Annotated in this window: 23 protein-coding genes; 9 read left to right on the top strand and 14 right to left on the bottom strand. The window is 73.2% G+C overall.

Annotation, left to right across the window (positions count from 1 at the left end):
* The first annotated feature begins 30 nt into the window (after positions 1-30).
* Positions 31-1542 carry a 2-polyprenylphenol 6-hydroxylase gene (gene ubiB, locus C5708_RS05500; RefSeq protein WP_242918698.1) on the top strand — a complete coding sequence of 504 codons (1512 nt, stop codon included), beginning with the start codon at positions 31-33 and terminating at the stop codon, positions 1540-1542.
* On the opposite strand, the gene C5708_RS05495 is transcribed toward ubiB, so the two are convergent.
* Positions 1539-2120: a hypothetical protein gene (locus tag C5708_RS05495; RefSeq protein WP_242918697.1), complete on the bottom strand. Its 582-nt coding sequence runs from the start codon at positions 2118-2120 to the stop codon at positions 1539-1541. The genes ubiB and C5708_RS05495 overlap by 4 nt on opposite strands.
* Before the next feature lie 165 nt (positions 2121-2285).
* Between C5708_RS05495 and coaBC the strand changes: the two genes are divergently transcribed.
* Together coaBC and dut are read left to right on the top strand one after the other, a co-directional pair.
* Positions 2286-3488, top strand: a complete 1203-nt coding sequence (gene coaBC, locus C5708_RS05490; RefSeq protein WP_242918696.1) for a bifunctional phosphopantothenoylcysteine decarboxylase/phosphopantothenate--cysteine ligase CoaBC — start codon at positions 2286-2288, stop codon at positions 3486-3488.
* Positions 3488-3943: a dUTP diphosphatase gene (gene dut / locus C5708_RS05485; RefSeq protein ID WP_242918695.1), complete on the top strand. Its 456-nt coding sequence runs from the start codon at positions 3488-3490 to the stop codon at positions 3941-3943. Before coaBC ends, dut begins: the two co-directional genes overlap by 1 nt.
* Before the next feature lie 12 nt (positions 3944-3955).
* On the opposite strand, the gene C5708_RS05480 is transcribed toward dut, so the two are convergent.
* Positions 3956-5446, bottom strand: a complete 1491-nt coding sequence (locus C5708_RS05480) for an amidase family protein (RefSeq protein ID WP_242918694.1) — start codon at positions 5444-5446, stop codon at positions 3956-3958.
* A 19-nt stretch (positions 5447-5465) separates the two neighbouring features.
* Positions 5466-6281, bottom strand: coding sequence for a 4-hydroxy-tetrahydrodipicolinate reductase (gene dapB / locus C5708_RS05475; protein WP_242918693.1), 816 nt, complete (start codon positions 6279-6281; stop codon positions 5466-5468).
* Between the two features lie 303 nt (positions 6282-6584).
* Here dapB and C5708_RS05470 point away from each other — a divergent pair, with 303 nt between their 5' ends.
* Both C5708_RS05470 and C5708_RS05465 read left to right on the top strand, forming a co-directional pair.
* Positions 6585-8876, top strand: a complete 2292-nt coding sequence (locus C5708_RS05470) for an NADP-dependent malic enzyme (RefSeq protein ID WP_242918692.1) — start codon at positions 6585-6587, stop codon at positions 8874-8876.
* Positions 8877-8989: 113 nt separating this feature from the next.
* On the top strand, positions 8990-10300 hold the full coding sequence (locus C5708_RS05465; RefSeq protein WP_242918691.1) for an Hsp70 family protein: 1311 nt from the start codon (positions 8990-8992) through the stop codon (positions 10298-10300).
* Here C5708_RS05465 and C5708_RS05460 read toward each other — a convergent pair.
* The 10 genes from C5708_RS05460 to rdgB form a co-directional block, all read right to left on the bottom strand.
* Positions 10276-11637: an MFS transporter gene (locus tag C5708_RS05460; protein ID WP_242918690.1), complete on the bottom strand. Its 1362-nt coding sequence runs from the start codon at positions 11635-11637 to the stop codon at positions 10276-10278. The two genes, C5708_RS05465 and C5708_RS05460, sit on opposite strands and share 25 nt — an antisense overlap.
* Positions 11638-11736: 99 nt before the next feature.
* Positions 11737-13461, bottom strand: a complete 1725-nt coding sequence (locus C5708_RS05455; RefSeq protein ID WP_242918688.1) for a response regulator — start codon at positions 13459-13461, stop codon at positions 11737-11739.
* 164 nt (positions 13462-13625) lie between these two features.
* On the bottom strand, positions 13626-15062 hold the full coding sequence (locus C5708_RS05450; protein ID WP_242918686.1) for a serine hydrolase domain-containing protein: 1437 nt from the start codon (positions 15060-15062) through the stop codon (positions 13626-13628).
* 94 nt (positions 15063-15156) lie between these two features.
* Positions 15157-16707, bottom strand: coding sequence for a YifB family Mg chelatase-like AAA ATPase (locus tag C5708_RS05445; protein ID WP_242918684.1), 1551 nt, complete (start codon positions 16705-16707; stop codon positions 15157-15159).
* 134 nt (positions 16708-16841) lie between these two features.
* Positions 16842-17789: a glutathione synthase gene (gshB, locus tag C5708_RS05440; RefSeq protein ID WP_242918682.1), complete on the bottom strand. Its 948-nt coding sequence runs from the start codon at positions 17787-17789 to the stop codon at positions 16842-16844.
* A gap of 21 nt (positions 17790-17810) precedes the next feature.
* On the bottom strand, positions 17811-18626 hold the full coding sequence (locus tag C5708_RS05435) for a transglutaminase family protein (RefSeq protein ID WP_242918680.1): 816 nt from the start codon (positions 18624-18626) through the stop codon (positions 17811-17813).
* Entirely contained in the window at positions 18623-19054 is a 432-nt protein-coding gene (locus C5708_RS05430; protein ID WP_242918678.1) for a YraN family protein, read from the bottom strand. Before C5708_RS05430 ends, C5708_RS05435 begins: the two co-directional genes overlap by 4 nt.
* Positions 19051-19932 carry a 16S rRNA (cytidine(1402)-2'-O)-methyltransferase gene (rsmI, locus tag C5708_RS05425; RefSeq protein ID WP_242918676.1) on the bottom strand — a complete coding sequence of 294 codons (882 nt, stop codon included), beginning with the start codon at positions 19930-19932 and terminating at the stop codon, positions 19051-19053. The genes C5708_RS05430 and rsmI overlap by 4 nt, the downstream gene beginning before the upstream one ends.
* A 93-nt stretch (positions 19933-20025) precedes the next feature.
* Positions 20026-21162, bottom strand: coding sequence for a radical SAM family heme chaperone HemW (hemW, locus tag C5708_RS05420; RefSeq protein ID WP_242919636.1), 1137 nt, complete (start codon positions 21160-21162; stop codon positions 20026-20028).
* A 62-nt stretch (positions 21163-21224) separates the two neighbouring features.
* Positions 21225-21824, bottom strand: coding sequence for an RdgB/HAM1 family non-canonical purine NTP pyrophosphatase (rdgB, locus tag C5708_RS05415; protein ID WP_242918674.1), 600 nt, complete (start codon positions 21822-21824; stop codon positions 21225-21227).
* Positions 21825-21852: 28 nt separating this feature from the next.
* Here rdgB and C5708_RS05410 point away from each other — a divergent pair, with 28 nt between their 5' ends.
* From C5708_RS05410 to C5708_RS05395, 4 genes are all read left to right on the top strand, one after another.
* Positions 21853-22443: a glutathione S-transferase N-terminal domain-containing protein gene (locus C5708_RS05410; RefSeq protein WP_242918672.1), complete on the top strand. Its 591-nt coding sequence runs from the start codon at positions 21853-21855 to the stop codon at positions 22441-22443.
* A gap of 407 nt (positions 22444-22850) precedes the next feature.
* Positions 22851-23384, top strand: a complete 534-nt coding sequence (locus tag C5708_RS05405) for a DUF2975 domain-containing protein (RefSeq protein WP_242918670.1) — start codon at positions 22851-22853, stop codon at positions 23382-23384.
* Between the two features lie 18 nt (positions 23385-23402).
* Positions 23403-23639 (top strand): helix-turn-helix transcriptional regulator, encoded by a 237-nt coding sequence (locus C5708_RS05400; RefSeq protein ID WP_242918668.1) that lies wholly within the window; start codon positions 23403-23405, stop codon positions 23637-23639.
* A 3-nt stretch (positions 23640-23642) separates the two neighbouring features.
* A complete protein-coding gene (locus C5708_RS05395) occupies positions 23643-23891 on the top strand; it encodes a DUF2164 domain-containing protein (RefSeq protein ID WP_242918666.1) in 249 nt (82 codons plus the stop codon).
* Positions 23892-23920: 29 nt separating this feature from the next.
* Here the strand turns inward: C5708_RS05395 and rph are convergent, their stop codons facing one another.
* On the bottom strand, positions 23921-24637 hold the full coding sequence (rph, locus tag C5708_RS05390) for a ribonuclease PH (RefSeq protein ID WP_242918664.1): 717 nt from the start codon (positions 24635-24637) through the stop codon (positions 23921-23923).
* Positions 24638-24684 lie beyond the last annotated feature (47 nt).

The following is a 24684-nucleotide window of genomic DNA, read 5'->3' as shown; positions in this document are numbered from 1 at the left end:
TGAGCGCGAACCGATGAACGGATGCGCCGCATGAGCGATTGGGCCGCTTTCGGCCGCCTGATCGCCGCCGGCTGGACCCTGGTCCGCGCCGACGCCCTGATCCCGCGCGAGATCGACGGCGAGCTGCCGCCCGGCCTGCGGCTGACGGCGCGCGCCCTGCGCCTGTTCGCGGGACCCGACGCCCGGGCCGGACGGCCGGGCGAGCGGCTGGCCGGACGCCTGGAGAAGCTGGGCCCGGCGGCAATCAAGCTGGGCCAGCTGCTGTCGACCCGGGCCGACATCTTCGGCGACCGTTTCGCCGACGACCTGTCGCGCCTCAAGGACCGCCTGGCGCCCTTCCCGCTGGCCGAGGCGCGGGCCGAGGTCGAGCGGGCCATCGGCCAGCCGTTCGACGACCTGTTCGCCGCCTTCGAGCCGCCGATCGCGGCCGCCTCGCTGGCCCAGGCCCATCCGGCCGTGCTGCGCGACGGCCGCCGGGCGGCGGTCAAGGTGCTGCGGCCGGGCATCGAACGGACGGTGGCGCGCGAGGCCGAGGCCCTGCAGCTGGCCGCCAGGCTGGTCGAGGCCCTGGTTCCCGCCGCCCGCCGGCTGGAGCCCCGCGCCCTGACCGCCACCGTGGTGCGGTCGTTGCAGCTCGAGCTCGACCTGCGCATGGAGGCCGCCGGCGGGGCGGAGCTGGCCGAGGTGATGGCGCGCGACGGCTACATGTCGGCGCCGGCGGTGATCTGGGACGGCGTCGGCCAGAGGGTGCTGACGCTGGAATGGGCCGAGGGCGCGGCGCTGTCCGACCCGGCCGTCCTCGATACGCCGGGGCTCGACCGCCGGGCGCTGGCCGACAATCTGGTCCGCGGGTTCCTGGCCCAGGCGCTGGACCACGGCGTCTTCCACGCCGACCTGCACGAGGGCAACCTGTTCGTCGTCGCGCCCGCCCGGCTGACGGCGGTGGATTTCGGCATCGTCGGCCGGCTGGGCCCGGGCGAGCGCCGCTATCTGGCCGAGATCCTCTGGGGCTTCCTGCGCCGCGACTATCGTCGCATCGCCGAGGTGCATTTCGAGGCCGGCTACGTGCCGCGGGTCCATGAAGTCGACGCCTTCGCCCAGGCGTTGCGGGCGGTGGGCGAGCCGATCTTCGGCCGCAGCGCCCGCGACGTCTCCATGGGCCGGGTGCTGGGCCAGCTGTTCGAGATCACCGCCCTGTTCGACATGCGCCTGCGGCCCGAACTGGTGCTGCTCCAGAAGACCATGGTCACGGTCGAGGGCGTGGCGCGGCGCATTGATCCCGCCCACGACATCTGGGCCGCCGCCGATCCGGTGGTGCGGCGCTGGATCGCGCGCGAACTGTCGCCGGCCGGCCGGGTCAAGGCCCTGGCCGAACAAGGCGTGAGAGCGCTGCAGTCGCTCTCACGCCTGGCCGAAACGCCCCCCGCCGTTTCGGCCTCGGCGCCCGGAACGAGGCCGGCTGCCTCATCGGGCGCTTTGTGGTTCGCGCTCGGCGCGGCGACGGCGGGTCTGGCCTTCGCCCTGACCGCCCTGCTGCGCTAGCCGCGGTCTTCGCCGTCGCGCCCGCCCTTGTCGCGGCGGGCCTCGCGATCCTTCTGTTGGGCCCAGTAGGCCGCGCCGTCGCGCGGCTTGAACATGGTGCGCGGCGCTCCGTCCCTGGTGACCACGGCGAAGACGTTGTCCTTGGGGTCGTAGATCAGCGTGTCGCCGTTGCGCCGGTTCAGGGTTTCGGCCCCCTTGGGCGGGGTCGCGACGAAGGCGTGGGCCTTGGCGATGTAGTCGTCGACGTCCTTGGCCCCGAAGTCGGCGCCGTCCCGCTCGAAACGGAACTGGGCGTTCTCCTGCGCCGTGTGCCGGCGGTTGGCGGCCCAGATCGGCTTGCCGCGATAGGTCGGGACCGGCTGCTTGCGCGGATCGTCGCGCGGGGCGTCGCCGCGGGTCGCGGACCGTCCGCCGCCTGCTCCGCCGCCCGTCTCGCCGGACGTCGATCCCGCGCTCGCGTGCTCCCGCGCCGGGGCGACGGCGGACGGCCCGCCGTCGCAGGCCGCCAGGATCAGCGTCGCCAGGACCGGGACCGCCGCGCGGGACAGGGCGGCCGATAGACTGCGTTGAACCGGCATGCGAGCATTCCCCCTGGCGCTCTCCGATGGCGTGCGGGAACGAACAAAGAACATTTTCCCAGGGTTGTCCAGAGTGTAAATGCACGTTCCGGCGGCGTCGCCGCTTTCCCCTATCGCAGGATGCGGCCGAGGGGGTAAGGACCGGCGAAACCCGGGAGGTTCGAAGTGAACGAACGGCGCGTGCTTCTCATCGTCGGCGGCGGCGTGGCGGCCTACAAGGCGCTGGAGCTGGTCCGCCTGCTGCGCAAGGCGGGCGTCGGCGTACGCCCGATCCTGACCCGCGGGGGCTCGCGGTTCGTCACGCCCCTGGCCCTGGCCGCCCTGGCCGAGGACAAGGTCTACGAGGAGATCTTCTCCCTCACCGACGAGGCCGAGATGGGCCATATCGAGCTGTCGCGCTCGGCCGACCTGGTGGTGGTGGCCCCGGCCACGGCCCACCTGATGGCCCGCGCGGCGGGCGGCCTGGCCGACGACTTGGCCACCACCACCCTGCTGGCCACCGACAAGCCGGTGCTGATGGCCCCGGCGATGAACGTGCGCATGTGGCTGCACCCGGCCACCCAGCGCAATCTCCAGCGGCTGCGCGACGACGGCGTGCTGTTCGTCGGGCCGGACGAGGGGGCCATGGCCTGCGGCGAGTACGGCCCCGGCCGTCTGGCCGAGCCGCCGCAGATCTTCGAGGCGATCATGGCCGCCCTCGACGGCGTCGCCGCCCGGCCGCTCGTCGGCCGGCACGTGCTGGTCACCGCGGGCCCGACGGTCGAGCCGATCGATCCGGTGCGGCTGCTGACCAACCGCTCCAGCGGCCGGCAGGGCTACGCCATCGCCGAGGCCCTGGCCCGGCTGGGCGCGCGGGTGACGCTGGTCTCGGGGCCGACCGGCCTGACCGCGCCGCCGGGGGTCGACCGGATCGACGTCGAATCCGCCCGCGACATGCTGGCGGCCTCGCAGGCCGCCCTGCCGGCCGATGCGGCGGTGTTCGTCGCCGCCGTCGCCGACTGGCGGCCGGACGAGGTGTTCGGCGTCAAGCTCAAGAAGGGCAAGGAAGGCCCGCCGGCCATCCGCCTGGTCGAGAACCCCGACATCCTCGCCACCCTGGCGGCCGGCGGTCCGGCCCGGCCCCGGCTGGTGGTCGGCTTCGCCGCCGAGACCAACGACGTCGAGACCCACGCCCGCGCCAAGCTGGCCAAGAAGGGCTGCGACCTCATCGTCGCCAACGACGTCACCCAGCCGGGCGTCATGGGCGGCGGCGAGAACGCCGTCATGCTGATCTCGAAATCCGGCGTCGAGCGCTGGGAGCGGGCCTCCAAGGACGAGGTCGCCCGCAAGCTCGCCCGACGCATCGCCGACACCCTGGAGACGCTTTAGTGAACCCGACCATTCCGATCACCCGCCTGCCCCACGCCCAGGACCTGCCGCTGCCGGCCTACGAGACGGCGGGCGCGGCCGGCATGGATCTGCGCGCCGCCGTGCCGGAGGACGCTCCCCTGGTGCTGAAGCCGGGCGCGCGGACCATGGCGCCGACCGGGCTGGCCTTCGCCGTGCCGCCGGGCTTCGAGGCCCAGGTGCGCCCGCGCTCGGGCCTGGCCGCCAAGGCGGGGATCACCTGCCTCAACACCCCCGGCACCATCGACAGCGACTATCGCGGCGAGGTGAAGGTGATCCTGGCCAATCTGGGCGACGAGGACTTCGTCATCCGCCGGGGCGACCGCATCGCCCAGCTGGTCATCGCCCCGGTGGCGCGGGCGGCCTGGAGCGAGGTCGCCTCGCTCGACGAGACGGCGCGCGGCGCCGGCGGCTTCGGCTCGACCGGCGGTCGCTGACCGCCGGGCCGGTCAGACCCCGATGGGGGCCGGCTCGGGTTCCGCCGCCGGCTCGACCGCGATCTCGGGCAGGGGCGGGGCGATAAAGCCGCCCAGCCGCTCCTCGATCGCCTGGGCGACGGCCAGGGTGCGGCCGTCGGCGCCGCGCGGCCCGATGATCTGCACGCCGACCGGCAGGCCGGCGTCTGTCCGGCCGGCCGGTATCGCGGTGGCCGGCAGGCCGCAGGCCGTGGCCAGGGCGATCCACTGCAGCATCGACACATAGGGGAAGGTCCGCCGGTCGCCGGCGGCCAGCTTGCGCTTGTTGAACGGACGGTGGTCGTGCGGAAAGGCCGCCACCGGCGCGATCGGCGCGATCAGCACGTCGAACCGTTCGAACACTTCGGCGATCTGGTGCTGGTGGCGGGCGCGGGTTTCGTTGGCCGCCAGCCAGTCGCGGTGGCTGGCGGTGTAGCCGAGCACGGTGGCCGCCCACGACAGCGGCCCCGCCCCCCGCGCCCTGGCCAGCTTGGCCGGGCCGCGCATCCAGCCAAGGCTCGACCGCGTCCGCGCCGGCAGGTCCGCCCCGATCACCGAGGTCAGCAACAGGCCGTAGGCGTCGAGCAGCTCCTGCCCGTTGACCGGGCTGCGGATGGGGGTGACCGCCGCCCCGGCGGCCTCCAGGCGGGCGGCGAAGGCCTCGATGGGCGCGCGCACGGCGCCGTCGAGCAGGAAGCCCGGCTCCTCCAGCCACAGGCCCACCTTGAGCTCGGCCAGGTCGGCGGCCGGCGCCCGCGCCGCCAGCGGTCCGTTCTCCATCACCGCCAGCAGCAGACGCAGGTCGCGGGCCGAGCGCGCCATCGGCCCGATGACGTTGAGGTCGGCCTCGGCGAAGGCGCCCGGCTGCGGCGGCACGTGGCCGCGCTGCGAGACCAGGCCGTAGGTCGGCTTGTGGGCGTAGACGCCGCAGAAGTTGGCCGGCGTGCGCAGCGAGCCGCCGATGTCGGAGCCGATCTCCAGCGGCGTCACCCCGGTGGCCAGGGCCGCGGCCGCGCCGCCGGACGAGCCGCCGCAGGTGCGCGCCACGTCCCAGGGATTGTTGGTCTGGCCGTAGACGTCGTTGTAGCTCTGCCAGTCGGCGGCCATCACCGGCACGTTGGTCTTGCCCCAGATCACCGCGCCCTGGGCGCGGGCGTGGGCGACCGCCGCGGCGTCGACGGCGGTGCGGCCCTTGAGGGCGGCCAGGCCCGACGAGGCGGGCAGCCCCTGGACGTCCAGCGTGTCCTTGATCGTCATCGGCAGGCCGGCCAGCAGCCCGGTCTGCTCGCCCCGGAACCGCAGGTCGTCGATCGCGCGGGCGGCGTGGACGGCCCGCTCGGGATCGGCCGCGACCACGGCGTTGATCCGGCCGTGCACCGCAGCTTCGCGGGCGACCGACGCCTCCAGCAGCTCGACGGCGCTGATCTGCTTGCTCTGCAGCGCGTGCAGCTGGCCGACGGCGTCGAGCGAAAGCGGATCGGTCATGGCGTCGGCTCCGGCAAGGTCAGGTCGGGTCGCGGAAACCCAGCACGTCCAGCATGTCGTAGAGGCCGGGCGGCCGTCCGGCCGCCCACAGGGCCGCCGCCAGAGCGCCCTTGGCGAACAGGCTGCGGTCGCGGGCCGAGTGCGAAAGGGTGAGGATCTCGTCCTCGGCGGCCAGGATCACCGAATGCTCGCCGATGACGCCGCCGCCCCTGACCACCGCGAAGCCGATCGTCCCCTCGGCCCGCGCGCCCGCGCGGTCCAGCGACACCCGGCCGTCGGCGTCCCGTCCGCAGGCCTGGTCCAGCGCCAGCCCGCGGCCGCGGGCCGCCGCCTCGCCCAGCATCAGGGCGGTGCCCGACGGCGCGTCGACCTTGCGGTTGTGGTGGGCCTCCAGCACCTCGACGTCCCAGCCCGGCGACCTCAGGGTGCGCGCGGCCTGTTCGACCAGGCCGATCAGGGTGTTGACCCCCAGGGAATAGTTCCCCGACTTGACCACCGCCGTCACGGCCGCGGCCTTGCGCACGTCGGCCTCCTGTTCGGGGGTGAAGCCGGTCGAGCCGATCACCAGGGCCGGCCCCCGGCGCTCGACGGCGGCGCGGGCCAGGGCGGCCGAGGCCTCCGGGGTGGTGAAGTCGACGATGACGTCGCAGGCGTCCACCGCCTCGCGGGCGCTGGTCAGCACCCGGTCGCCGACGCCCTGGCCGGCGCTGCCGGGCCGGTCGAACAGGGCGGCGACCTCGACGCCTTCGCGCTGGTCGGCGGCGGCGGCGACGGCGCGGCCCATGCGGCCGAGCGCGCCCGCGATCCCCAACCTGATTCCCACGCCGTCGGCCATCACCGGTCCATGTTCAACTGCAAGATGCGACCGACGGCTGGACGCGCCGGAAAGCGCTAGTCTCCCCGGCGCGGCCGGGCGGTCAAGGCCGCAGTTGGCGGCGGCGGCGGCCGCTTTCGTCCAAAGCGGACCGAGGTCGCGGAAATTTGTCCGGACATCTGGACGATTTTCCGAAAATGGGCTGGGTAATCGCTGTTCCGCGCGTTGTGGCGGCGAGCGGCGGTGCGGTAGGTTCGTGCGACGGAGGGACCGGAGCCGTCGGCCAACGCCGCCGCGCGCCCTCGCAGGAAGCGCCAGTATCCGATGAGCGACACCGAAAAACGCACCTTCACCGACGACGAAGCCCTTGCGTTCCACAAGTATCCGACCCCCGGCAAGATCGCCATCGCCGCCACCAAGCCGATGGCGACGCAGCGCGACCTGAGCCTGGCCTATTCGCCGGGCGTGGCCGTGCCGGTGAACGCCATCGCCGCCGATCCGGACGCCGCCTACGACTACACCTCCAAGGGCAACCTGGTGGCGGTGATCTCGAACGGCACCGCCATCCTCGGGCTCGGCGACCTGGGGGCGCTGGCCTCCAAGCCGGTGATGGAGGGCAAGGCGGTGTTGTTCAAGCGCTTCGCCGACGTCGACAGCATCGACGTCGAGGTGGCGACCAAGGACCCGGACGAGATCATCACCGTGGTCAAGAACATCGGCCTGACCTACGGCGGCATCAACCTCGAGGACATCCGCTCGCCCGAATGCTTCCGCATCGAGAGCGAGCTGCAGGAGCTGCTGGACATCCCCGTCTTCCACGACGACCAGCACGGCACCGCCATCATCTCGGCCGCCGGCCTGATCAACGCCTGCCACCTGACCGGCCGGCGGCTGGAGGAGGTCAAGGTGGTGCTCAACGGCCCGGGCGCGGCCGGCATCGCCACCCTCGACCTGATCAAGGCCATGGGCGTGCGGCACGAGAACGTCATCGCCGTCGACCGCAAGGGCGTGCTCTATCGCGGCCGCACCGAGGACATGAACCAGTGGAAGTCGGCCCATGCGGTCGACACCGACAAGCGCACCCTGGCCGAGGCGGTCGCGGGGGCCGACGTGCTGATCGGCCTGTCGGCCAAGGGCGCGTTCACCCAGGACCTGATCAAGGCGATGGCGCCGAACCCGATCATCTTCGCCATGGCCAACCCCGATCCGGAGATCACCCCGGAAGAGGTCAAGGCCGTGCGGCCCGACGCCATCATGGCCACCGGGCGGTCGGACTATCCCAACCAGGTCAACAACGTCCTGGGCTTCCCCTACATCTTCCGCGGCGCCCTCGACGTGCGCGCCCGGCGGGTGAACCACGAGATGAAGATCGCCTGCGCCAACGCGCTGGCCCAGCTCGCCCGCGAGGACGTGCCCGACGAGGTCGCCGCCGCCTATCACGGCCGCGCCCTGAAGTTCGGTCCCGACTACATCATCCCCGCCCCGTTCGACCCGCGCCTGATCTGGTACGTGCCGCCGTTCATCGCCCAGGCGGCGATGGACACCGGCGTGGCGCGCAAGCCGATCGAGGACATGGACGCCTACCGCGCCTCCCTGGCCCAGCGGCTCGATCCTACCGCCGGCTTCCTGCAGAAGATCTCCGGCTCGGTGCTGTCGGCGGCCAAGAAGCGCATCGTCTTCGCCGAGGGCGAGGAGCCGGCGGTGATCCGCGCCGCCTACGCCTTCCAGACCCAAGGGCTGGGCCAGGCGGTGCTGTGCGGCCGCGAGGAGCTGGTCCACCAGAACATGCGCCTGGTCGGCCTCGATCCGGCCGAGACCCACCTGGAGATCATCAACGCCCGCCTGTCGGACCGGAACCCGGAATATGTCGAGTTCCTCTACAAGCGCCTGCAGCGCGACGGCTATCTGAAGCGCGACGTCCAGCGCCTGATCAACCAGGACCGCAACAGCTTCGCCGCTTCGATGGTGGCGCTCGGCCACGCCGACGGCATGGTCACGGGCGTCACCCGCGCCTTCGACCAGGTGCTCGACGAGGTGCTGCGCGTGGTCGACCCCGCCCCCGGCGGCCGGATCATGGGCATGTCGATCGTGCTGGCCAAGGGCCGCACCCTGTTCATCGCCGACACCAACGTCACCGAGCTGCCCGAGGCCGAGGACATGGTCGAGATCGCCTGCGAGGCGGCCAGCGCGGTGCGCAAGCTCGGCTTCACGCCGCGCGTGGCCTTCATGTCCTATTCGGCGTTCGGCAGCCCGGCCGGCAAGCGCTCGGAGAAGGTGCGCGACGCGGTGGCCATGCTCGACGAGCTGGACGGGGTCGACTTCGAATACGAGGGCGAGATGCCGCCGGAAGTGGCGCTCGACGCCGCCAACCGCGCCAACTATCCGTTCTCGCGCCTGACCGCCGACGCCAACATCCTGGTGATGCCGGCCATCCATTCGGCCTCGATCTCGGCCAAACTGGTCCAGGCGCTGGGCGGGGCCACCGTCATCGGCCCGATCCTGCTCGGCCTGGAGAAGTCGATCCAGATCTGTCCGCTGTCGGCCTCGGTGTCGAAGATCCTCAACATGGCGATGATGGCGGCCTACGACCGGCCGCAGGCGGAGGCCGAGGCGTGACGCCTGCTCGCCGCCGTTCCCCCGCAAAGGCGGGGCCCAGGCCGTCGCGCTAGTCCCTGGAAGGGGCGGGGCGGCCGCGGCTCCCCGCTCCCTTTCAGCGCTCGCGTGATGTGATGACCCCAGCCGCTCCCACCGCCATCGGCGTCGATTTCGGCACCACCAACACCGTCGTCTCGCTCGGCTACGGCGACGGCCGCGCCGAGCTGGTCACCTTCCCGGCGGCGGGCGAGGGCCTGTTCGCCTTCCGCTCGTGCCTGAGCTTCCATGCCGGGCCCGGCGGAGCGCACGACCGCGAGATCGAGGCCGGGCCGTGGGCCATCGACGCCTATGTCGACGATCCGGTCGAGACCCGGTTCATCCAGTCGTTCAAGAGCTTCGCGGCCAGCGCCTCGTTCACCGAAACCCAGATCCTCGGTCGGCGCTACCGGTTCGAGGACCTGCTCTCGACCTTCCTGCTGCGCCTGCGCGCCCGCGCCGGCGACGCGCTGGACCAGGCGCCGCCCCGGCTGATCGTCGGCCGGCCGGTGCGCTTCGTCGGCGGCGCGCCCGATCCGGCCCTGGCCCTGGCGCGCTACGACGCCGCGTTCAGGCGGCTGGGCTTTTCCGACATCCGCTACGTCTACGAGCCGGTGGCGGCGGCCTTCTTCTTCGCCCGCCAGCTGGCCGCTTCGGCCACCGTGCTGGTGGCCGATTTCGGCGGCGGCACCAGCGACTTCTCGATCATCCGCTTCGAGCGGGAGGGCGGCCGGACGCGGGCCGCCGCGCTGGGCCAGGCCGGGGTCGGGCTGGCCGGCGACGCCTTCGACTACCGCATCATCGACAACGTGGTCTCGCCGGAGCTGGGCAAGGGGTCGCGCTACCGGGCCTTCGACAACCTCCTGCCCATCCCCAACCGCTACTTCACCGCCTTCGCCCGCTGGGAGCAGCTGGCGTTGATGCGCCAGTCGCGGGACATGCGCGAAATCCGCGCCCTGGTCCGCTCCAGCCTGGAGCCCGAACGCATCGCCCGCCTGGTCGAGGTGCTCGACGACAACCATACCTACAGCCTCTATCGCTCGGTCTCGCGCTTGAAGGAGACCTTGTCGGACGAGGCGGCGGCGCGGTTCGTGTTCGACGCCGGCGACGTCCACATCGCCCGCGACGTCTCGCGCGCCGAGTTCGAGGGCTGGATCGCGCCGGAGTTGGCGGCCATGGAGGCGGCGGTGGACGAGGCCCTGGCGGCGGCCGGGCTGGACGTCGGCGGCGTCGACCGGGTGTTCCTGACCGGCGGCGCCTCGCTGACCCCGGCGGTGCGGGCCCTGTTCACCCGCCGCTTCGGCGCGGCGCGGGTGGAGAGCGGGGCCGAGCTGGAATCGATCGCCGCCGGGCTGTCGCTGATTGGCGGCGAGGCCGACCTCGATCAGTGGAGCGTGCGCGCGACCTGAGCCGGCCTGGGCTCGCGGGCGGCCAGCAGCACGCATAGCAAGACCGCCGGCAGGCCGATCAGCCCGGCGCCGACGAAGAACAGCGCATAGCCGCCCATCTCGCCATGGGTCTTCTGCAAGGCCTCGACCGCCACGCCGGAGAACCCCTTCAACGGCTTGCCGACCCAGGTGTAGATCGAGCTGAGCAGGGCGTACTGGGTGGCGGTGTAGCCCAGGCTGGTCAGGCTCGACAGATAGGTGACCAGGGCGACGCCGGCGCAGCCGACCCCGAAGTTGTCGATGAACATCACCGCGCCGAACAGGCGCAGGTCCGGGCCCCATACCGCCATCAGGCCGAACGAGGCGATGGCCGCCCCCTGCAGCAGGCCGCCGATCACCAGGCCCCGCATGCGCCCGGCCGCAGCCACCAGCAGGCCGCCGCCGGCGATGCCCGCCAGGGTGCCGGCCAGCCCGGCCGACAGCCGCACCGCCCCGACCGTGTCCTTGGTGAAGCCCAGGTCGTGATAGAACGGCGTGGCCATCGGGCCCATGATGAATTCGGGCAGCCGGTAGAGCGCGATCATCAGCAGCACGACCAGGGCCATCCAGCCGAACGAGCGGAAGAAGGCGATGAACGGCCCGGCCACGGCGTCGAACAGGCCGCGCGGGTCCCACAGCGGGGCCTTGGCGGCCATCGCCCGGTCGGCCTTGGCCGGCTCGGGGATGCGCAGGACGGCGGCCACGCCGACGGCCATCAGCAGGGCCATCAGACCGTAGGAGACCGGCCAGCCCAGATGCTGGGCGGCGAACAGGATCAGGGCGTCGCTGCACAGGACGGCGATGCGGTAGCCCAGCTGGAACGCGCTGGTGAACAGGCCGAGCTGCTCGTCGTCGGCCGCGGATTCGATGCGCAGGGCGTCGACGGCGATGTCCTGGGTCGCCGAGGCGAAGGCGACGATCAGGGCGCCGACGCCGAGCGCGGCCAGCCCGCCCTTGGGGCCGATCAGGGCCATGCCGACCAGCCCCGCCGCCAGCGCGATCTGGGTCAGCAGCAGCCAGCCCCGGCGCCGGCCGAGGCGGCCGAGCAGCGGCAGGTTGACCCGGTCCACCACCGGCGACCACAGGAACTTGAAGGAATAGGCCAGGCTGACCCAGGAGATGAAGCCGATGGCCTTCAGCGAGGCGCCTTCGTCGCGCAGCCAGTAGCCCAGGGTCGCGCCGGTCAGCATGAACGGCAGGCCGGAGGCGAAGCCCAGGGCCAGCATCACCGCCACCTTCGGCCGGCGCAGCGAACGGACCACCTCCATGGCGCCGCGACGCCTGGGCGTTCCGCCGGTTCCGGTCGTATCCTTGGCCATCACGTCTCCGCGCGCTCGCGCAGCCCCCAAATCAGGCGCGGAGCTTGGCCCGCCGCAGGCCCGGCGTCCAGTCGTCCGGGCCGCGGCGAACGCGCCGCCTCAGGCGCTCTGGGCCCGCCTGGCGGCCGGCGGCGAGGTCGCGGCGGCGCTGGCGCGGGCGATGACGGCCTTGAGGGCGCCCCGGTCGAGCGGCTTGGTGAGGAAGTCGTTCATGCCGGCCGCCAGGCAGGCCCGGCGATCCTCCTCGAAGGCGTCGGCGGTCAGGGCGATGATCGGCGCGGCGACGCCCTGGGTCCTCAGGGTCCGCGCCGCGGTCAGGCCGTCCATGCCGGGCATGCGCACGTCCATCAGGATCAGGTCGAAGGCCGAGCGGCCGGCGGCGGCCACCGCCTCGGCGCCGTCGGCGGCGCGCTCGACGCTGCATCCCTCGCGCTCCAGCAGGGTGCGCGCCAGCAGGGCGTTGATCGGATTGTCCTCGGCCAGCAGCACGCGCAGGCCGAGCGGGCGGGCGGCGGCGGCGCGCTCGTCGTGCGGCGCGGCGGCGGCGCCGTCCAGCACCGCCAGCACGCGCGCGGCCACCGAGGCTTGGCGCAGCGGCTTGATCAGATAGCCGGCGAAACCCTTGGCCCGGTAGCGGCCGATGCGGGCCCGCTCCTCGGGAGCCAGCAGGATCAGGCACGGGCGGTCGGCCAGGGGCCTGACCAGCCGGCGCGGACCGGCGAAGGCGTGGTCGATCAGGACCACCGCGCCGGCGGGCGCGGCCTCGGCGGCCTCGGCCGTCTCGCAGGCCAGGACCTGGCCGCCGGCCGCCGCGACCTGCAGCGCCAGCGCCTCGCGCACGATGGCGCTGGGCGAGGCGACCGCCACCGTCACCCCCTTCAGCGACGGCCCGGTCCGGGGCGTCCCGGCGAGATCGAATTCGGCCTCGAACCAGAACTGCGAGCCCTGGCCCGGAGCGCTGTCGACCCCGACCCGGCCGGCGAAGGCCGCGGCGAGGCGGCGGACGATGGCCAACCCCAGGCCGGTGCTGTCCAGCCGGGCGCCGTGGCGCGGGTCGGCGTGGCCGAATTCCTCGAAGATCTCCTCGCGCGCCGCCTCGGGGACGCCGGGGCCGGTGTCGCGGACGGTGAAGCGCAGGCGGCTGCGGCCGTTCGCCGCGCCGGCCGCCTCGACGCCGAGGATCACGCCGCCGTGCTCGGTGAACTTGACGGCGTTGCCGGCGAGGTTGAACAGGATCTGGCGCAGGCGGCCGTCGTCGGCCATCACCGGCGGCGACCCGCCGGGGGCCGACCAGGCGATCTCCAGCCCCTTGGCGTGGGCGCGGGGGCTGAGCAGCTCGCACACCGATTGCAGCAATCCGTCGATCTCGACCGGCGCCGTCTCCAGGACCAGCTTGCCGGCGTCCAGCTTGGCCAGGTCGAGAACGTCGTTGACCATGCCCAGCAGGTGCTCGCCGCTGTCGCGCACGGCGGCGACATAGACCCGCTGTTCGGCGGCCAGCGGCGTGGCCTCCAGCAGGCCGGCCATGCCGAGAACCCCGTTGAGCGGCGTGCGCAGTTCGTGGCTCAGCGCCGCCAGGAAGCGGTCGCGTCCGCCGCCGGCCGCCCGGCCCGAGATCAGCCTCGCCCCGCCGGGCAGCGCCTTGGCCGTCCAGGCCAGCGCGGCGGCGTCGAACCCGGTCCGCAGCGTCTCGCCGGGGCGCACGGCCAGGGCCGCCGCGCCGCCGGCGGCGTCGAACGCGGCGTTGGCCGTCACGGCGCCGGCGGCGTCGACCACGGCGGCCGGAATGTCGAGGGCGTTGAGGATGTCGGCGGCGTCGGTCATGCGGTTCCAGAGTATTGGACAGGTCGATCCTAGCCGGCCGGATTTAACGGCAGGTCAAGCCGCGCTCATCCCAACATCGGGTGACGTCGTCGCGCCCGTTTCGTCCAGACGTCGGGGCGGCCCTTGATGGCGCGGACCATGCGTCGTCGGCCGCCGCCCTCCGTTCAGGCCTTGGCCGACAAGATCGCGTCGTGAACGGCCAGTTCGACGGCCGGCGCGACGCTCGCCATCCGTCCGTCATTGGCCGCCGCCGCGGAAGCGACGCCCTGGCCGGGATGGAAGGCGGCCATGGCGTACCAGAGGGTGTTCGATCCGTTGTGCCAGAGCACGCCGTTCGGCTGCACCATCCAGCCCATGGCGTAGTCGCCGCCGAAGGGCGGGGTATGCAGGGTCCGCCAGGTGTCGGGGGTCAGCAGCGGGGATTGGTCGCGATGGGCCGCCAGATAGAGAACGAGGTCCTGCAGGGTCATGTGGACCCGCCCCGCCGGGCCGAGGACGGCCGGGTTGTCCGACGGACCGGAAGCCGGGAAGGCGCGCAACACGCCGTCGGCCGCCGCCGTGTGGCCGGAAGGCTGGCCCGGCCCCTCGCGGTCCGGGGCGCCGAACCCGGCCGAGCCCAGCTTCAGCGGTTCGAACAGCCGCTCGCGGATCGCCGCCTCCCAGGTCTTGTCCAGCCGCCGCTCGATGATGGCGCCCAGCACGACATAGCCGTTGTTGGCGTATTCATAGGTGGTTCCGGCCGGGCCCTTGGGCGGCAGGGCTAGGGCCATGCGCGCATAGGCCAGCCGGTCCTCCCGCGGGTCGGCGCTTTCGCGCGGGAAGCGGGCGAGCTGGCCGTCGGGGAGGTCGCCCGGCAGGCCCGAGCGGTGGCTGGCCAGGTGCCGCAAGGTCGCCGCGCGGTATTCCGGCCGCATGTCGGGCGCCTTGTCGCCCAGCAAGGCGCCGACGGTGTCGTCCCACTTGAGCTGTCCGGCCTCGACCAGCCGGCCGACCAGGGTCGCGGTCATCGACTTGGTGATCGAGCCCAGGTGCCACTTGTCCGCCGGCCCGACGGGGTCGGCGCCGCCCAGGCGGCGCAGGCCGGCGGCCCAGGCCAGGGTCTGGCCGCCCCGGCGCTGGGCCGCCGCGCCGAGGGCGGGCGATCCCGACGCGCGACGCAGCGATTCCAGCAGTTCGGGGGTGAGCGGAGCCGGGGCGGGCAGGGCGGCCGGGAGCGGCTCGCCTTTCGGCAGCCCGGCGTCGCCTCGCTTAAGCGTGAGCGGAAGGCCCGCTCCGCCCTGGCTCCACGTCCCATCGATGCGATCGGCCGAGACCAGCTTGCCGGCGAACCGGCCCCCGACGGCGGCGATCTCCACCTCGATCTTCTCGGGGGCCAGCGCATTCGCCTTGCCGGCCATGGCCGCCCCGCCCTGGTCGAGGCTGTAGAGCGTCGCGGTTCCGTCGGCGCCGAGGACGAGGCGAAGCCGCAGCTTGGCCGGGCCGGCGGACAGGACGCCGGTCCAGGACCCGACCACCCCCGGCGCCTGGGCCGCTGCGGCCCGCGCGGCCGTCGCCAGACCCAGCGCCGCGAGCGTGGTCGTCACCGGTCTACGCGTGATCATCGATAAGCTCCATCGTCCTTGCTCAACCTTAGCGGTCGGAACGCGCGTCGGGAAGACGTCCGCGGGGCCGGCCATGCGGCGGCCGTCCGGCGGGTCAGGCCGCGCCCATCCCGGCTTCGGCCGGCGCCGCGCCTGTTTCGCCCAGCCGCCGGTAGATCAGCGCCTCGGCCACGTGGACGCGGCGCACCGCCGCCGCCCCGTCGAGATCGGCGATGGTGCGGGCCAGCCTCAGGGTGCGCGTCCAGCCGCGCGCGGTCAGGCCGCCCGCCTCGGCGGCGCGGGTCAGCAGGGCGCGGCCCGGTCCGTCCAGGCCGGCCGCCCGTTCGAGGAACTCCCCCTCGGCCCTGGCGTTGAGGGCCGGCGCGCCGTCGCCGGCCGCCTCGGCGCGGTCGTGCTGGGCCTGGCGGGCGGCGCGGACGCGGGCGGCGGCCTCGGCCGTGCCTTCGGCGGGCGGCGCGGCGGCCAGGTCGGCTGCGGTCACCGCCGGGGTGTCCACCTGCAGGTCGATGCGGTCGAGCAGCGGCCCCGAGACCCGGGCCTGGTAGGTCTGCCGGCAGCGGGGCGCGCGGCCGCACGCGCCCCGGCCGGGGCCGCCATGTCCGCAACGGCAGGGATTCATCGCCGCGACCAGCTGGACCCTGGCGGGATAGCGCACGTGGGCGTTGGCCCGCGCCACCATCACCTCGCCGATCTCCAGGGGCTGGCGCAGGCTGTCCAGGGCCTGGGCGCTGAACTCCGGCAGCTCGTCGAGGAACAGCACGCCGTTGTGCGCCAGCGACACCTCCCCCGGCTTGGCCCGCACACCGCCGCCCGTCAGGGCGGCCATCGAGGCGGAATGGTGGGGCGCGCGGAAGGGCCGGGCCCGGGTGAGCGTCCCCCTGGCGATCAGGCCGGCGACCGAGTGGACCATCGAGGTCTCCAGCAGCTCGCGCGGGGACAGCGGCGGCAGCAGGCCGGGCAGGCGCTGGGCCATCATCGACTTGCCCGATCCGGGCGGGCCGACGAACAGCAGGTTATGGCCGCCGGCGGCGGCGATCTGCAGGGCGCGCTTGGCGCCTTCCTGGCCCCTGACGTCGCGCAGGTCCGGCGCGCGCTCGCCGTCGACCATCGGCCCGGGCGCCGGCGGGCCCATCACCTGGGCGCCCTTGAAGTGGTTGACCAGCGAGATCAGCGAGCGGGGGGCCAGCACGGCGCAGCCGCCGGCCCACGCCGCCTCGGGCCCGCAGGCCTCGGGGCAGATCAGGCCGAGCCCGAGGCCGTCGGCGGCCACCGCCGCCGGCAGGGCCCCGGCCACGGGCGCGATCTGGCCGTCGAGACCCAGTTCGCCGATGGCGGCCCATCCGTGCAGGGCGTCCGGGGCGATCACGCCCATCGCCGCCATCACCCCGAGCGCGATGGGCAGGTCGTAATGGTTGCCTTCCTTGGGCAGGTCGGCGGGGGCGAGGTTGACCACGATGCGCCGCGCCGGCAGGGCGAGGCCCAGGCCGGCGAAGGCCGCCCGCACCCGCTCGCGGCTCTCGGCCACCGACTTGGCGGCCAGGCCAACGATCACGAAGGCGACTTCGCCGCCGGTCAGCTGGACCTCGACGTCGACCCTGCGGGCCTCGACGCCCTCGAACGCCAGCGTGACGACCCGCGCGACCATCTGTTCCGTCCCCCGACTTATCCACAAGCTCAGCACGGGCCGAGGGGAGGATCAAGAACAAAAATGGAACTTTTACAGAAACTATGACGAGGATTGTCGTAAAAGTCGCGGATCAGGTCGCCGCACGCTGACAGCTAGGTCGTCGTGCGGAGGGCTTCGATCCGATCCCAGAGGATCGACGCGACGTCGGCGCCGCCGAACCGCTTCAACTGCTGCGCGCCGGTCGGCGACGTCACGTTGATTTCGGTCAGATACTCGCCGATCACGTCTATGCCTACGAACAACAGGCCGCGCCGCCTCAGCTCCGGTCCGATGACGGCGCAAAGCTCGCGGTCGCGCGCGGTCAGGTCCACGGCCTCGGCCCGTCCGCCCCGCGCCAGGTTGGAGCGCACCTGGCCGTCGGCCGGCACGCGGTTGATCGCGCCCACCGGTTCGCCGTCGACCAGCAGGATGCGCTTGTCGCCCTTGGAGACGGCGGGAATGAACTTCTGGGCCACCACCTGCTCGCGGCCGATCATGGCGTGCAGCTCCAGCAGGGCGTCGAGATTGGGATCGTCCGCCTTCAGCCGCACCACGCCCGAGCCGCCGCCGCCATAAAGCGGCTTGAGGACGATGTCGCCGTGCCGGTCGCGGAAATCGTGGATCGCCTCGCGGTCGCTGGTCACCAGGGTCGGCGGCTGCACGCCGGGGAAGCCGGTGACGAACAGCTTCTCCGGGGCGTTGCGCACCTCGGCCGGATTATTGACCACCAGCGTGCGCGGATGAATGACCTCGAGAAAGTGCGTGGCGGTGATGTAGGCCATGTCGAAGGGCGGGTCCTGCCGCATCAGCACCACGTCGACCTCGGACAGATCGCGCGTCTCCCAGGCGCCCAGGCGGTGGTGATCGCCCTTGACGGCCTGGAGGGTCAGCGACCGGCCGCGGGCCAGCACCCGGCCGTCCTCCAGGGACAGCTTGTCGGGCGTATAGACCCACAGGGCGTGGCCGCGGTCCTGGGCCTCCAGCATCAGGGCGAAGGTCGTGTCGGTGTCGATGTTGATCCCCTCGACGGGGTCCATCTGGATGGCGACCTTCAAGGCCATGCTAAAAGCTCCGCATAAAGATCAGTTCAGCCTCAGCCGCACGCGTTCGCGCGCGACGCGGGCGGCGATGGAGGCGCCGCCGTCCAACATCTGTGCGCGGGACAGCGCTTGCAAGGCCCCCGCCAGCGCGCCCTGTCCCTCGCGGGCCGCGGCGACGTCGATCCACGGCCGGTGGTCGGCGGGGTCGAGCAGGGCCCGCCTGAGGGCCGATCGCTCGGCGCGGGCATAGTCGTGGGCCGCCGCCGCGCGGGCGAAGACGTTGTTCTGCAGGCGGATGGCGACGGCCCGGTCGCTGACCGGCCGCATCAGGGCGTCGAGGTCGGCGGCGACGTCGGGGGTGAGTCCCGTGCGCAGGGCCCGCCGGGTCAGTTCGGACGGCAGCACCACCCGGCCCTCGCTGAACGGGTCGAGCGCCATCGGCCCCTCGACGGTCTCGATCCTCAGCAGGAAGTGGCCGGGGAAGTCGACGCCCCTCACGTCCAGGCCGCACCGCCGCGCCGCCTCGATGTAGAACACGCCCAGCGCCACGGGCAGGCCCTTGCGCCGCTGGGCCACGGCGATCAGGTCGGCGTTGGCCGGATGGTCGTAGGTGATCAGGTCGCCGGCCAGGCGCAGGTCGCCGGCCAGGGCTTCGGCCAGCGCTTCCTCCGGCGTCTCGCGGGCCAGGCGCTCGGTCAGGCGGGCCGCAGCCTCGCGGGCCAGGGCGCGGGCCGGCTCCGGGTCGCGGGCCGGGTCGTCGTGAACGGCGCAGGCCAGCGCCGCCTCGAACAGCGGGAAGGCGCCGTCGGCGCATCGACCGGCCTCGGCCAGGACGGTCTCGGCCTCGTCGCGGGTCATGGCCGGCCGGCGTCCTGCCGCCAAGCGTCGGCGACGTGGCGGGGCCAGCGGCCCGGGGCCAGGGCCATCAGGTCGAGGCGCACGACGGCGTCGCGCAGGTCGGCGCGCCGGGCGCAGAGGTTGCGGCCGGCCCGGCGCAGGCGCTCGCGCTGGTCGGGCGACACCGCCGTCAGGGCCTGCTCCAGGGTGGCGCGGCGCTTGACCTCGACGACGGCGACCACGTCGCCCCGCCGGGCCAGCAGGTCGATCTCGCCCTGGGGCGTCTTCAGGCGAAAGCCCAGGATGCGATAGCCCTTCAGCATCAGCCACGCCGCCGCCCAGGCCTCGCCGCGCCGTCCGGACCGGCGCGCCTCGGCTCCGCGTTCGCGGCGATCCTGGGCGCGGCGGTCCCGGGCGGGTCGGTCGACCGAGGTTCCGCGGCCGCTCATTCGGACCGCCCGTGGACGCCCTTGAGATCGAGCGCCCGCCGATAGAGTTCGCGCCGGTTGAGCCCCAGCGCCTTGGCCACCTCCGAGGCGGCGTCGGCCGGACCCAGGCGGGTCAGCGCCTCGCGCAGGGCCTGGTCGGCGTCGTCGGCGCTGGCCGGGGCGGTCTCGCCCGGCCCGACCACCACCACGATCTCGCCCTTGGGCGCCTCGAAGCGGGGATCGGCCGCCAGCACGTCGAGCGGGCCGCGTATGCAGGTCTCGTAGAGTTTGGTCAGCTCGCGAGCCACCGCCGCCGGGCGCGGGCCCAGCACGGCCGCCATGTCGGCCAGGCTGGCGGCCAGGCGCGAGCCGCCCTCGAAGAACACCAGGGTGGCGCGCACCCCGGCCAGGTCCTGCAGGAAGGCCTGGCGGGCGGCCGACTTGGGCGGCGGGAAGCCGGCGAACAGGAAGCGGTCGGTCGGCAGGCCGGCCACGGTCAGGGCGGCCAGAGTCGCCGACGCCCCGGGGATGGGATGGACGGCGGCGCCCTGGGCGATCGCCTCGCCGACCAGGCGGTAGCCGGGATCGGAGACCAGCGGCGTGCCGGCGTCGGAGACCAGGGCCACTCGGCGGCCCTCGGCCAGGGCGGCCAGGATCTTGGGCCGCATCCGCTCGGCGGCGTGCTCGTCATAGCGTTCGATCCGCTTCGACAGGCCGTAGGCCGCCAGCAGCTTGCCGGTGACGCGGGTGTCCTCGGCCAGGATAAGGTCGGCCTGGGCCAGCACGTCGAGGGCGCGCAGGGTGATGTCGCGCAGATTGCCGATCGGCGTCGCCGTGATGTAGAGCCCCGGCGCCAGCGGCGCGGGGCTCAGGGGCGGCGGCGGGACATGGACGGCCAAGGGCGATCTCACGCGGGTGCGAAACGGGCCCCTGGCTTAGCCGTTCGGCGCGCGCGGGGCTAGCCGCCCGCGCGTTCGCGCCGCGTTCGGGCTCTAGGCCGCCAGTTCGGCCGTCAGGCGGTCGAGGACGGCGCGTCCCGGCATGGTGGCGGTCAGGCGGCCGTCCGCGACGGCGACGAGGCCGAGCGCCTGGAGGTCGGTCAGCCTGGCCGGGTCGACGGGGAGGGCGGCCAGCTCGTCCAGGCCGACGCCCTCGACGGTGCGCAGCCCCATCAGCAGGCGCTCCAGCGCCGCCTCGCGCGGGGTCAGGTCCTCGCGGTCGCGCCAGCCGAGGCCGGTCCGCTCCACCGCGCGGATGTAGTCGGCCACCTTGGGCTCGGCGTAGGTCGCGGCCCGGCCGCCGGCCGCCGGCGCCCCCAGGGTCAGGCGGCCATGGGCGCCAGGTCCGGCCCCGACATAGTCCTGGCCGCGCCAGTAGACGAGATTGTGCCGCGAGCGGGCGGCCGGGCCGCGGGCGTGGTTCGACACCTCGTAGGCCTCGAAGCCGGCGGCCTCCAGCGTCTCCTGGGTTGTCTCATAGAGGGCGGCGGCGAGGTCCTGGTCGGGCGGGACCAGCCGGCCGCGCCCGACCAGGCGGTCGAAGGCGGTGCCCGGCTCGATGGTCAGCTGGTAGGGCGAGACGTGCTCGGCCCCCCAGGCGACGGCCTGGGCCAGCTCGGCGGCCCAGGCGGCGGGCGTCTGGCTGGGACGGGCGTAGATCAGGTCGATCGACAGGCGCGGGAAGGCGCTGGCGGCGGCCTCGGCGGCGCGGCGGGCCTCGGCGGCGTCGTGGTTGCGCCCCAGCAGGCGCAGGGCGTCGTCGTCCAGGGCCTGGACGCCGAGCGACAGGCGCTGGACGCCGGCCTGGGCGAAGGCGGCGTAGCGGCCGGCCTCGGCGTCGGTGGGGTTGGCCTCCAGCGTCACCTCGACGGGGCCGTCGGCGGGCCACAGCCGCCTGGCCGCGTCGACGATCTCGGCCGCCCAGGCCGGGTCCATCAGCGACGGCGTGCCGCCGCCCAGGAACACCGAGACCAGCCGCCGCGGCCCCGTCAGCGCCGCCTGGGCCTCCAGGTCGCGGACGATGGCCTGGGCCAGCGCCGCCTGTTCAGGCTGGCCCCGGTCGCGCACGACGTTGAAGTCGCAATAGGGACAGATGCGGGCGCAGTAGGGCCAGTGGACATAGACCCCCAGCGGGGGAGCCCCGGTCGGGCGCGCGCCTCGCGAAGCGGCGTCCTGCGCGGGCGCGGGCGGGCTCAAAACAGCGCGGCCCTGAGCTGTTCGAAGGCGCGGGCGCGGTGGCTCATGGCGTCCTTGGCCGCCGGCTCCATCTCGCCGAAGGTGGCGGCGAAGCCCTCGGGCTGGAAGATCGGGTCGTAGCCGAAGCCCTTGGTCCCGCGCGGCGGGAAGGTCAGGACGCCGTCGACGCGGCCCTCGACCACCACGGCCGGTCCGTCTGGCCAGGCGACGGCGAGAGCGCAGGTGAACCAGGCCGCCCGGTCCTCGAGGCCGGTCTCGGCCAAGCGTTCCTCGACTTTGGCCATGGCCGCCGCGAAGTCCTTGGCCGGCCCCGCCCAGCGGGCCGAATAGACCCCGGGGGCGCCGTCGAGGGCGGCGACGGACATGCCGGAATCGTCGGCCAGGGCGACCAGGCCGCTGGCCTGGGCCGCGGCGCGGGCCTTCAGCAGGGCGTTGCCGGTGAAGGTCGCCTCGGTCTCGTCCGGCTCGGCCAGGCCCAGCTCGGCGGCCGAGACCAAGTCGAAGCGGTCCTCGAGCAGGGCGGCGATCTCCTTGACCTTGCCGGGATTGTGGGTAGCCACGACAAGCCGTGTCGACGGTTCCAGTTTCAGCGCCATATCGCCACCTTGCAAAGGGCCGCATCCGATGAAGCTTCTCTACTCCCCCATGTCGCCCTTCGCCCGCAAGGTCCGCGTCTGCGCGCACGAGCTGGGGATCGCGCTGCCGGTCGCGTTCGTCGATCCCTGGACCGACGAGGCGCTGCGCGGCGCCAATCCCCTGGCCAAGGTGCCGGCGCTGGTGCTGGCGGACGGCGCGCCGCTCTACGATTCCCGGGTGATTTGCCAGTACCTGGACCACCTGGGCGGCGGCGGGCTCTATCCGGCGCCGGGGGCGGCGCTGTGGCGGGCGCTGCGGCTGGAGGCTCTGGCCGACGGGATCTGCGACGCGGCGGTGCGCCGGCGCATGGAGACGATCCGGCAGGACGTCCGCCACGACGACGTCATCGTCCGCCAGGCCCTGGCCATGACCGCCGGGCTGGACGCGCTGGAGGCCGAAGCGGCGGCCGGCCTGACCGGATTCGGGATCGGCGAGATCGCGGCCGCCTGCGCCGTCGGCTATCTCGACCTACGTTTCCCGGACGACCGCTGGCGCGACGGCCGCCCGGCCCTGGCGGCCTGGAGCGAGACGGCGGCCGCCCGGCCGTCCATGGCGGCGACGGTGGTCTCTCCCGCCTGACGCTTCGCACCTGCGTTACGGGAAGGTAATCCATTACGAAGGTTTAATATCGTTTTTCGATAATTTCGTTGATCGAAAAGCGATGCGGGCATATCGATTGTCATCAAGGACGACCTGAGGTCGCCCTGCGGAAGCCAAAGGGAGAGCGCTTCCGTGTTGCAACGCACAATCGAGGGAGTTCCATCATGTCCGCCTTTGTCCTGGTTCTCGACCGTGTCGCCCCCGTCGTCACCGCCGGCCTGTTGGCCTGCCTGCCCATCAGCGCCTTCCTGTTCGTCGCCCCGTCGCTCTGAGCGCGGCGCGATGCGGACAGGACGCGATATCGGCTCGCCGTCCGCGCGACCTTGCCATAAGGATCGGCGGTCGGCGGCGTCGCCGGCGATCGCGAAACTGTAGGGGAGGGGCGCATGCGCGCCTTGGGACCGGGCTCGGTTTCGAGCCTGCTGAAGATTATTCTCGACGTTGTCTATGTGGCGCTGTGGATCGTCGCGGGGGCCGTCCTGATCGGGTTCATCGCCAGCGGCGTGCTGGTGGCCAATCCCGACCTGCTCAAGGGCGCGATCACCATCAACGGCGAGGTCACCGAGCTTAGCCAGCGCGGACCGTCCGTCATGGGCGCCATCGCCGCCGGCGGGCTCTATGTCGGCGGCGTGCTGATCATCGTCGGCCGGCTGCGGCGCATCTTCGCCACCCTGATCGCCGGCGACCCGTTCCAGCCCGACAATGTGCGGCGCCTGCGGGTGATCGGCGTGATGCTGGCCCTGCTGGAGCTGTCGCGCTACGTCGTCGCCGGCCTGTTCGCCTGGCTGGCGCCGGGCGTGAACAAGGCCGACGCCGGGGTCAGCCTGACCGCCTGGTTCGCCGTGCTGGTGGTGTTCGTCCTGGCCGAGGTGTTCCGCGAGGGCGCGCGCCTGCGGCGCGAAGCCGAATTGACCATCTAGGGCGCTGGAGCCGTCGCAATGCCCATTCGCGTCCATCTCGACCGCGTTCTGCTGGAGCGGCGCATGTCGCTGACCGAGCTCGCCGACCGGGTCGGGGTCACCATCGCCAACCTGTCGATCCTCAAGACCGGCAAGGCCCGGGCCATCCGCTTCTCGACCCTCGACGCCCTGTGCCGCGAACTGGGCTGCCAGCCCGGCGACATCGTGACGTTCGAGCCGGGCCCTCCGGATGATCCGGACGGCGGCGAGGACTAGCCCATGGCCCGCATCGAATTCGACCGCCCGACCCGCGAGATGCTGGCGCGCCAGATCGTGCGCCACCTGAAGGAGACGCTGGACGTCGAGATCGCGCCCTTCGACGCGGTCGATCTGCTGGACTTCCTGGCCGAGACGCTCGGTCCGCATTTCTACAACCAGGGCCTGACCGACGCCCAGGCCGTGATCCAGAGCCGCGTCGAGGCGATCGTCGAGGCCGTGTCCGATCTCGAAAAGCCGGTGAAGCGCTAGCCGGGCCGCGCGGCGGGCCAGCCGCCGGCTCAGGCGGCCGTCGCCGCCTTCTGCATCGCGATCAGCTCGCCGATCCCCTTGCGGGCCAGGCCGAACAGGGCGTCGAACTCGCCCTGGCTGAAGCCGCGCTTCTCGCCGGTGGCCTGGATCTCGACGATCTGGCCGGTTCCGGTCAGCACGAAGTTGGCGTCGGCCTCGGCGTTGGAGTCCTCCTCGTAGTCGAGGTCGAGCACCGGAGTGTCGGCGAACACCCCGCACGACACCGCCGCCACCTGGTCTAGAATCGGGTCGGCGGCGATCACGCCCTCCTCCATCAGGTGGCGCGTGGCCAGGCGCAGGGCGACCCAGGCGCCGGTGATCGAGGCGGTGCGGGTGCCGCCGTCGGCCTGGATCACGTCGCAGTCGATGCTGATCTGGCGCTCGCCCAGGGCCTTGAGGTCGACCACGGCGCGCAGGCTGCGGCCGATCAGGCGCTGGATCTCCTGGGTGCGGCCCGACTGCTTGCCGGCGGCGGCCTCGCGGCGGCCGCGGGTGTGGGTGGCGCGGGGCAGCATGCCGTATTCGGCCGTCACCCAGCCCTGGCCTCGGCCGCGCAGGAACGGCGGCACGCTCTCGTCGACGCTGGCGGTGACCAGCACCTTGGTGTGGCCGAACGAGACGAGGCACGAGCCCTCGGCGTAGCGGTTGACGCCGGTTTCGAAGGCGACCGGGCGCAGGAGGTCGGGGGCGCGTTCGGAAGGACGCATGGGGAGGGCCTCGTTATGAGCGATAGCGGCTTTGCCAATGGATGACG

It is taken from the genome of Caulobacter sp. CCUG 60055, assembly GCF_022750545.1.
Taxonomy (GTDB): Bacteria; Pseudomonadota; Alphaproteobacteria; order Caulobacterales; family Caulobacteraceae; genus PUIC01.
This window is presented reverse-complemented; position numbering and strand designations above follow the sequence as displayed.